General features: G+C 70.3%; 9 protein-coding genes. 7 read left to right on the forward strand and 2 right to left on the reverse strand.

Going from position 1 to position 8,448, the window contains the following annotated elements; all coding sequences use genetic code 11:
* Positions 1 to 1,478 (reverse strand): HSP90 family protein (locus J1C73_RS04040; RefSeq protein WP_207315111.1); only part of this gene is annotated, 1,478 nt, incomplete at its 3' end.
* Positions 1,479 to 1,709: 231 nt separating this feature from the next.
* Here J1C73_RS04040 and recG point away from each other — a divergent pair.
* From recG to rnc, 7 genes are all read left to right on the forward strand, one after another.
* Positions 1,710 to 3,920, forward strand: coding sequence for an ATP-dependent DNA helicase RecG (recG, locus tag J1C73_RS04045; RefSeq protein WP_207315112.1), 2,211 nt, complete (start codon positions 1,710 to 1,712; stop codon positions 3,918 to 3,920).
* Between the two features lie 110 nt (positions 3,921 to 4,030).
* A complete protein-coding gene (gene rsmD, locus J1C73_RS04050; protein WP_123461894.1) occupies positions 4,031 to 4,615 on the forward strand; it encodes a 16S rRNA (guanine(966)-N(2))-methyltransferase RsmD in 585 nt (194 codons plus the stop codon).
* Positions 4,616 to 4,641: 26 nt separating this feature from the next.
* On the forward strand, positions 4,642 to 5,121 hold the full coding sequence (gene coaD / locus J1C73_RS04055; RefSeq protein ID WP_207315114.1) for a pantetheine-phosphate adenylyltransferase: 480 nt from the start codon (positions 4,642 to 4,644) through the stop codon (positions 5,119 to 5,121).
* A gap of 98 nt (positions 5,122 to 5,219) precedes the next feature.
* Positions 5,220 to 6,305: an ATP synthase subunit B family protein gene (locus tag J1C73_RS04060; protein WP_207315113.1), complete on the forward strand. Its 1,086-nt coding sequence runs from the start codon at positions 5,220 to 5,222 to the stop codon at positions 6,303 to 6,305.
* Positions 6,306 to 6,471: 166 nt separating this feature from the next.
* Entirely contained in the window at positions 6,472 to 7,137 is a 666-nt protein-coding gene (locus J1C73_RS04065) for a YceD family protein (RefSeq protein WP_123462534.1), read from the forward strand.
* A gap of 2 nt (positions 7,138 to 7,139) precedes the next feature.
* Complete coding sequence (rpmF, locus tag J1C73_RS04070) at positions 7,140 to 7,313, forward strand: 50S ribosomal protein L32 (RefSeq protein ID WP_003965982.1); 174 nt, start codon at positions 7,140 to 7,142, stop codon at positions 7,311 to 7,313.
* Positions 7,314 to 7,332: 19 nt separating this feature from the next.
* Positions 7,333 to 8,160, forward strand: a complete 828-nt coding sequence (gene rnc / locus J1C73_RS04075) for a ribonuclease III (protein ID WP_123461900.1) — start codon at positions 7,333 to 7,335, stop codon at positions 8,158 to 8,160.
* 45 nt (positions 8,161 to 8,205) lie between these two features.
* On the opposite strand, the gene J1C73_RS04080 is transcribed toward rnc, so the two are convergent.
* A partial coding sequence (locus J1C73_RS04080) for a putative dsRNA-binding protein (protein WP_242643692.1) occupies positions 8,206 to 8,448 on the reverse strand: 243 nt, incomplete at its 5' end.

Below are 8,448 nucleotides of genomic sequence, written 5' to 3' on the forward strand. Positions count from 1 at the left end.
ACCGCCAGCTCCGGGGCGTCCAGCGAACTGATCCGGCGGATCAGCGGATTGAGATGGTTCAGTACGAGCCGGGCCCGAGGCGCACTCCCGCGCAGGGAACCGAGAATCCCCGTCCACAGGTCGTCCGCCTGCTCCTCGGCCTCGGCACGGGCCTGTTCGTGGCGGGCCGAACGGTCGTCCAGATGCAGGGCGGGCACGGTCAGCGGGTGGAAGGCGCGCAGCACCACATCGCACCCCAGCGGATCCAGCCCGGCGCGGGCCGCCGCGAGGAAGGGGCCGAGCGCCAGCTCCTCCCGCGGGTCCACGGAGTCCAGATGCGCGGTGACCGTATCGGCGTCCAGCTCCGCGACCACCGTCCCGGGCCTTGCCGCGGGCAGCCGCTCGACCAGCTCGGTGTCGTAGGTGTAACCGCCGTTGATCACCCCGATCCCCTGCGCGGAGGCGATCGGGGCGACCTGCCGGAACTCCTCCACGGTCCGGGTGAAGTGCACCACCGGATNNTACAGCGCCTCGCGCGAGGCGGTGGGCCGCAGGCTGTCCGTGTCGATGACGCACCGCACGAAGAACGCCCAGTCGGGCAGCAGTTCATCGGCCCGGTCCGTCAGCAGCATGCCCTTCAGATGCACCCGGTGGCCCGCGCGCTGCGCCGGACTGACCGCCGAGGGCAGCACATGGGCGACCCCGCGGATGCCGGCGAGCGGCAGATCGAGATCGATCGTGTCGAGCGGCGAGAAGCCGAACTGCTCGTGGCAGTGGCGGGCGAGCGCCACCCGCCGCCCCGCAGGACTCGGGTACGCGCGGTCCCACGGCGCCGGCAGACCGGTGACGGCCGTGTCCCCGACCCGTACGTCGTACGGCAGCAGCGAGCCGAAATCGCGGGCGAGCGCGAGCACCCGCTCCTCGGCCAGCCACTCCGTGCTGCCGGGGCGGGCGGTCAGCAGCACGGTGGTGCCGGGCTCCGGCCGGGCACTGTCGGGGAGCGTGCGCACGGTGTACGAACCGTCGTCACGGGCACACCACTCCACCGGCGGAGCGCCGGGCGTGCGCGCGGAGCGGCTCACCACCCGGATCTCGGCCGCGACGACGAAGCAGGCCAGCAGCCCGATGCCGAACTGGCCCAGGAACTCCGCACGCGCCGAGGCGAGCCCCTGCGCACCGTCCCGTTTGGAACTGCGGCCGATCGTGGCGAGCAGGCTGTGCACATCGGTCTCGGTCAGACCGATGCCGCTGTCCTCGACCCGCAGCCGGCCGTCCTCGGCGTACAGCCGTACCCGGGCGGGCGCGTCCGGCTGCTCGGCGCGCCGGGCGGTGATGGCGTCCACCGCGTTCTGCAGCAGCTCACGCAGGTAGACGCGGGGAGAGGAGTAGAGGTGATGGGAGAGGAGGTCGACCAGCCCGCGCAGATCCACCTGGAAGGTGTGCGGCGACTGGGCGGCGGACTCGGGGGACGCGGAATTCGCTGAGGTCTCAGATGTCATCGTCGCAGCGCAGGTGGGGGGACCCATGCCTCACCGGACGAGGCACTTGCGACAGCGCGGGGGTCGGGCGATCCCTTGGCAGGTGATCGCGAGCGAGAAGCGTGGGAGCCGATCCTAGGGTTGCGGACGCGATTCTGACCAGGAGTTATCACGGCCCGTGCCGCGATCGCGACCAGGACTTGTCCCGGCCCGGTGGTGCCCGGCGGACAACTGTCGGTGGTGTGGTGTGCAATGGATCGCGTGTCTGCGTTCGACGAACCCCTCAAGAAGCTGCTCGGTGGCGCCACCGCGAAGGTGATGGCCGAGCACCTCGGCCTGCACACGGTCGGCGATCTGCTGCATCACTACCCGCGGCGGTACGAGGAGCGCGGCCGCCTCACGGCGCTGACCGACCTCCCGCTGGACGAGCATGTGACGGTCGTCGCCCAGGTCGCCGACGCCCGCGTCATGGTGTTCAACAACGGCCGGGGCAAGCGCCTCGAAGTGACCCTCACCGACGGCCACGGCAGGCTCCAGCTGGTCTTCTTCGGCCACGGCGTCCACAAGCCGCACAAGGATCTGCTGCCGGGCCGGCGCGCCATGTTCGCCGGCAAGGTCTCCGTCTTCAACCGCAAGATGCAGCTGGCCCACCCCACGTACCAACTGCTCGACGCGGAGTCCACCGACGAGGCCGGGGCGACCGAGGCCGTGGACGCCTTCGCCGGCCGGCTGCTGCCGATCTACCCGGCCTGCAAGCAGCTCGACTCCTGGCGGATCGCCAAGGCGGTCGACGCGGTGCTGCCGAGCGCCCAGGAAGCCGTCGACCCGCTGCCGCCCGCGCTGCGCGAGGGCCGCGGGTTCACCGCGCTGCCCGAGGCGCTGCTGAAGATCCACCGGCCGCAGACCAAGGCCGATGTCGCGGCGGCCAGGGACCGGCTCAAGTGGGACGAGGCCTTCGTCCTCCAGGTCGCGCTGGCCCGCCGCAGGTACGCGGACACCCAGCTGCCCGCCGTCGCCCGCCGGCCCGTCCCCGGCGGGCTGCTCGACGCCTTCGACGCCACACTGCCCTTCACCCTCACCGACGGCCAGCTCAAGGTCTCCAAGGAGATCTTCGATGATCTGGCGACCGAGCACCCGATGCACCGGCTGCTCCAGGGCGAGGTCGGCAGCGGGAAGACCATGGTCGCGCTGCGCGCCATGCTCACCACCGTCGACGCCGGCGGGCAGGCCGCCATGCTCGCGCCCACCGAGGTGCTCGCCCAGCAGCACCACCGGTCGATCACCGAGATGATGGGGGAGCTGGCCGAGGGCGGAATGCTCGGCGGGTCCGAGCGGGGGACCAAGGTGGTCCTGCTCACCGGTTCCATGGGCATGGCCGCCCGCCGCCAGGCGCTCCTGGACCTGGTCACCGGCGAGGCCGGGATCGTGATCGGCACCCATGCGCTGATCGAGGACAAGGTGAAGTTCCACGAGCTGGGGCTGGTCGTCGTCGACGAGCAGCACCGCTTCGGGGTCGAGCAGCGCGACGCCCTGCGCTCCAAGGGGAAGCAGCCGCCGCATCTGCTCGTCATGACCGCCACCCCCATCCCCCGCACGGTCGCCATGACCGTCTTCGGCGACCTGGAGACCTCCGTCCTGGATCAGCTGCCGGCCGGCCGTTCGCCGATCGCCAGCCATGTCGTCCCCGCCAAGGACAAACCGCACTTCCTCAGCCGCGCCTGGGAACGGGTCCGCGAGGAGGCGGAGAACGGGCACCAGGCGTACGTGGTCTGCCCCCGGATCGGTGACGACGAGGACGAGGCGGCCGGGAAGAAGGGGAAGAAGGCAGCCGAGGACGAGGCGGACAAGCGCCCGCCGCTCGCCGTCCTGGACATCGCCGAACAACTGGCCAAGGGGCCGCTGACCGGTCTGCGCATCGAGGTGCTGCACGGCAGGATGCACCCCGACGACAAGGACGACGTGATGCGCCGCTTCGCCGCCGGCCAGGTCGACGTCCTGGTGGCCACCACGGTCATCGAGGTCGGGGTCAACGTCCCCAACGCCACCGCGATGGTGATCATGGACGCCGACCGGTTCGGCGTCTCCCAGCTCCACCAGCTGCGCGGCCGGGTCGGCCGCGGCTCCGCCCCCGGACTCTGCCTGCTGGTCAGCGAGGCCCACGAGGCGAGCCCCGCCCGCGCCCGGCTCTCCGCCGTCGCCTCCACCCTCGACGGATTCGAGCTGTCCCGGATCGACCTGGAGGAGCGCCGCGAGGGCGACGTCCTGGGCCAGGCCCAGTCCGGGGTCCGCTCCTCGCTGCGAGTGCTCAGCGTCATCGACGACGAGGAGGTCATCGCGGCCGCCCGCGAGGAGGCCGTCACGGTCGTCGCCGCGGACCCGGACCTGGAGCACCTGCCGGAGCTGCGCCTCGTGCTGGACGCGCTGCTCGACAAGGAGCGCGAGGAGTACCTCGACAAGGGGTGAGGCACGGGGTGCGGGCACTGCGGGAGCCCCGGTCCCCCCGACGCCATATCGTGGGTGGCACGGCGCCCGCAGCACCCTGCGCGCCGCCCCGACCCGAGGATCAGACACCCATGACCCGCGTGATCGCCGGCTCGGCCGGCGGACGCCGCCTGGCCGTCCCGCCCGGAACCGGCACCCGCCCCACCTCCGACCGCGCGCGCGAGGGCCTGTTCTCCACCTGGCAGGCGCTTCTCGGCACCCTCGACGGCATCCGGATCGCCGATCTGTACGCGGGCTCGGGAGCCGTCGGCCTCGAAGCGCTCTCCCGGGGCGCGGTCCACGCCCTGCTCGTCGAGGCCGATGCCAAGGCCGTCCGGACCGTCCGGGACAACGTCCGCACCCTGGGCCTGCCGGGCGCCGAGGTCCGGGCAGGCAAAGCCGAACAGATCGTGACGGGACCGGCGCCCGCGGAGCCGTACGACGTGGTGTTCCTGGACCCGCCGTACGCCGTCACCGACGACGATCTTGGCGAGATTCTGCTCACACTCCGTGCCCAGGGGTGGCTCTCGGCCGATGCGCTCGTCACCGTGGAGCGCAGCACCAGAGGCGGAGAATTCAGCTGGCCCAAGGGTTTCGAGCCATTGCGGGCCCGTCGCTACGGCGAGGGAACGCTTTGGTACGGTCGCGCCGCCGCTACGTGCGAAGACGCACGATGACCGGACCGGAGAGCGAGGGAATCAAGTTGCGCCGCGCCGTCTGCCCGGGGTCGTTCGACCCCATCACCAATGGACATCTCGACATCATCGGCCGCGCCTCGAAACTGTACGACGTCGTACATGTCGCGGTGATGATCAACCAGTCCAAGAAGGGTCTGTTCACGGTCGACGAGCGGATCGAGATGATCCGCCAGGTCACCGCGGACTTCGGCAACGTCCAGGTCGAGGCCTTCCACGGGCTGCTGGTCGACTTCTGCAAGCAGCGCGACATCCCGGCGATCGTGAAGGGCCTGCGGGCCGTCAGCGACTTCGACTACGAACTTCAGATGGCCCAGATGAACAACGGGCTCTCAGGTGTCGAAACGCTCTTCGTGCCGACCAATCCGACCTACAGTTTCCTGTCGTCCTCCCTGGTCAAGGAGGTGGCGACCTGGGGCGGCGACGTCTCGCACCTGCTGCCGCCACTGGTCCAGGAGGCCCTGACGGAGCGCCTCACCCAGCGGTGAGGCACTGACAGCCCGTCACCAGGTGTCGGGCGGGCGCCGACTGGCCGTACAGTCGTCCCGTCCGTCTCCAATCGGCAGTAGAGAGTGGCGAGCACACGGTGGACGTGCAGAAGAAGCTCGACGAGATCGTCGAAGCGGTCGGGAGCGCCCGGTCGATGCCCATGTCGGCGTCCTGCGTGGTCAACCGCGCCGAACTGCTCGCGATGCTCGAAGAGGTGCGCCAGGCCCTGCCCGGCTCCCTGGCGCACGCGCAGGAGCTCATCGGCGGCCGGGAGCAGCTCGTCGAGCAGGCCCGACAGGAGGCCGGGCGGATCATCGAGACCGCCCACGCCGAGCGCGGCTCGCTGATCTCCGACACCGAGATCGCCCGCCGGTCCCAGGCCGAGGCCGACCGGATCCTCGGTGAGGCCCGCAAGGACGCCGAGGAGATCCGGGGCGAGGCCGACGAGTACGTCGACAGTAAACTCGCCAACTTCGAGGTCGTCCTCACCAAGACCATCGGTTCCGTCGACCGGGGCCGCGAGAAGCTCCTCGGCCGCGGCGAGGGCTTCGACGAGCAGGGCTACGAGGACCCGGACTTCGCCGAGGCCCCCGAGCGCAGCGCCGACCCGGCCACGCTCCAGCGCCGGGCCGACGAGTACGTGGACACCAAGCTCGGTGCCTTCGAGGCGGTGCTCGCCAAGACCCTGGAGGCGGTGGGCCGGGGCCGGCAGAAACTGCACGGCCGGGTCGCCACCGACGACCTCGGTGCGCACATGGCCGCCCAGGACGCCGCGGGCAGCCAGGGCCACACCAGCGACGAGGACCACTGGGCGGGACTGGCCGAGACGGCCGCGCCGCAACCGCAGCAGGTGCCCCGGCAGCTGCCCCCGCAGGTTGATCCGCACTTCCCCGCACAGGCGGAGCCGCAGTACGCGCAGACGTACGCGTACCAGGACCAGCCGCAGCAGGACGTGTACGGCTACCAGCAGCAGCCGGACCCCTACGCCGGGTACCAGCAGCAGGCCTACGACCAGAATCAGGTCCAGCAGCCCGCCCAGGGCTACGACGCCTGGCAGCAGCAGCCCGTCCAGGCCCAGCAGCCCCTCCAGCAGCAGGGTGAGGGCGCCTTGGACGAGACCAGCCTGTTCGACACGAGCATGATCGACCTGGAGCAGCTCCGCCGGTACGAACAGGAGCGCTGACCGGCCGGGGGCCGGTCGGGGAGCCGCTCAGGGGGCGGATCAGGGCCGGATTGGGAGCTGGGCGGCGCGTCAAGTATCCTGGTTCTTCGGTCGCGCGTATTCCGCGATCCAGGCTGCCCGCTTCGACTCCGGAGCCGGTCGGCCCTCTCCACCACACGTGATGCGCATGATTTCGAAAGCAGGAAAAGCCCTGAACGGCCACCTCGACCACCGAAACCCTCTCGTGTTCGATACGCACGAGCTGGGTCGGCGTCCAGGTGCCCTGAAGCGGCTGACCCGCTCGGTGGACGCCCCCAAGGACTTCGGTATCGACGGAGTCGTCGGTGTGCCGGAAGGCGCACCCGTGGAGCTGGATGTCCGCCTCGAATCGGTCATGGAAGGTGTGCTTGTCACAGGCACCGCCCGTGCATCGGCCGAGGGGGAGTGCGTAAGGTGTCTGGAGCCGCTGAGCCTTGAGGTCGAGGCGGACTTCCAGGAGATGTTCTCGTACCCTGACGCCGATGACCGGAACCGCAGCAAGACGGCGGACCCGGTCGACGACGCCGAGGACGACGAGGACAGGTTCTTCCTTGAGGACGGCTTGTTCGACCTCGAGTCAGTGCTGCGTGATGCGGTGGTGCTCGCACTGCCGATGCAGCCGGTGTGCCGGGAGACCTGCGCCGGTCTGTGCTCCGAATGCGGAGTCAGGCTGGACGAGAACCCCGGTCACCACCACGAAGCCCTCGACATTCGTTGGGCGGCATTGCAGGGACTCGCCGAGACCGTTCAGGACGGCGAGAAGGACAACATGGGCGGCGCCGAACCTGGCGTCGACGAGAAGCAGGAGAAGTAGCCGTGGCTGTTCCGAAGCGGAAGATGTCGCGCAGCAACACGCGCCACCGCCGGTCGCAGTGGAAGGCTGCGGTCCCCACCCTGGTTTCGTGCGAGCGTTGCCAGGAGCCGAAGCTGCAGCACATTGCGTGCCCCAGCTGCGGCACGTACAACAAGCGCCAGGTCCTCGAGGTCTGAGCGGCTGGTGAGAGGCCCGATGTCTGAGTTGTCCCACGCCAAGAAGCAGGCAGACAACGTCAACACAGCCTCGTCCCACACGCTTCTGGAAGGGCGGCTCGGGTACCACCTCGAGTCCGCCCTTCTGGTGCGTGCGCTGACCCATCGTTCGTACGCGTACGAGAACGGCGGTCTGCCCACCAACGAGCGGCTCGAATTCCTCGGGGATTCGGTGCTCGGACTGGTGGTCACGGACACGCTGTACCGCACTCACCCCGACCTGCCTGAAGGCCAGCTGGCCAAATTGCGGGCCGCGGTGGTCAACTCGCGTGCGCTTGCGGAAGTGGGCCGCGGCCTCGAACTCGGCTCCTTCATCCGGCTCGGCCGCGGTGAAGAGGGCACGGGTGGCCGGGACAAGGCGTCCATCCTCGCCGACACCCTGGAAGCGGTGCTCGGTGCGGTCTATCTCGATCAGGGCCTCGGCGCGGCCTCGGAGCTGGTCCACCGGCTCTTCGACCCGCTGATCGACAGGTCCTCCAACCTCGGCGCCGGCCTGGACTGGAAGACCAGTCTCCAGGAGCTCACCGCGAGCGAGAGCCTCGGGGTTCCCGAGTACCTCGTCACGGAGACCGGCCCGGATCACGAGAAGACCTTTACTGCTGCTGCTCGCGTCGGTGGTGTCTCGTACGGCACCGGCACCGGCCGTAGCAAGAAGGAAGCGGAGCAACAGGCGGCAGAATCCGCCTGGCGCGAGATCAGCGCCGCCGCGGAGGCGCGGGAGGCTGTGGCCAAGGAGGCCGCCGCCGACGGAGGGGCCGCCGACACCCCTGCCGACCCGCCGCCGTCCACGGACGTCGCTCCTGCCTGACCCGAGAACCCCCCCGGTGCACAGGGCACCGGGGGGGTTCTCGGGTCAGGCAGGAGCGACGTCCGTGGACGGCGGCGGGTCGGCAGGGGTGTCGGCGGCCCCTCCGTCGGCGGCGGCCTCCTTGGCCACAGCCTCCCGCGCCTCCGCGGCGGCGCTGATCTCGCGCCAGGCGGATTCTGCCGCCTGTTGCTCCGCTTCCTTCTTGCTACGCCCGGTGCCGGTGCCGTACGAGACACCACCGACGCGAGCAGCAGCAGTAAAGGTCTTCTCGTGATCCGGGCCGGTCTC

Source organism: Streptomyces laculatispora (assembly GCF_017353455.1).
In the GTDB taxonomy this organism is placed as follows: domain Bacteria; phylum Actinomycetota; class Actinomycetes; order Streptomycetales; family Streptomycetaceae; genus Streptomyces; species Streptomyces laculatispora.

What these genes read in the sequence shown, in the direction of transcription:
- recG (WP_207315112.1), top strand. Translation starts at nt 1,710, where the DNA reads ATGGATCGCGTGTCTGCGTTCGACGAACCCCTCAAGAAGCTGCTCGGT.
- rsmD (WP_123461894.1), top strand. Translation starts at nt 4,031, where the DNA reads ATGACCCGCGTGATCGCCGGCTCGGCCGGCGGACGCCGCCTGGCCGTC.
- J1C73_RS04065 (WP_123462534.1), top strand. Translation starts at nt 6,472, where the DNA reads ATGATTTCGAAAGCAGGAAAAGCCCTGAACGGCCACCTCGACCACCGA.
- rnc (WP_123461900.1), top strand. Translation starts at nt 7,333, where the DNA reads ATGTCTGAGTTGTCCCACGCCAAGAAGCAGGCAGACAACGTCAACACA.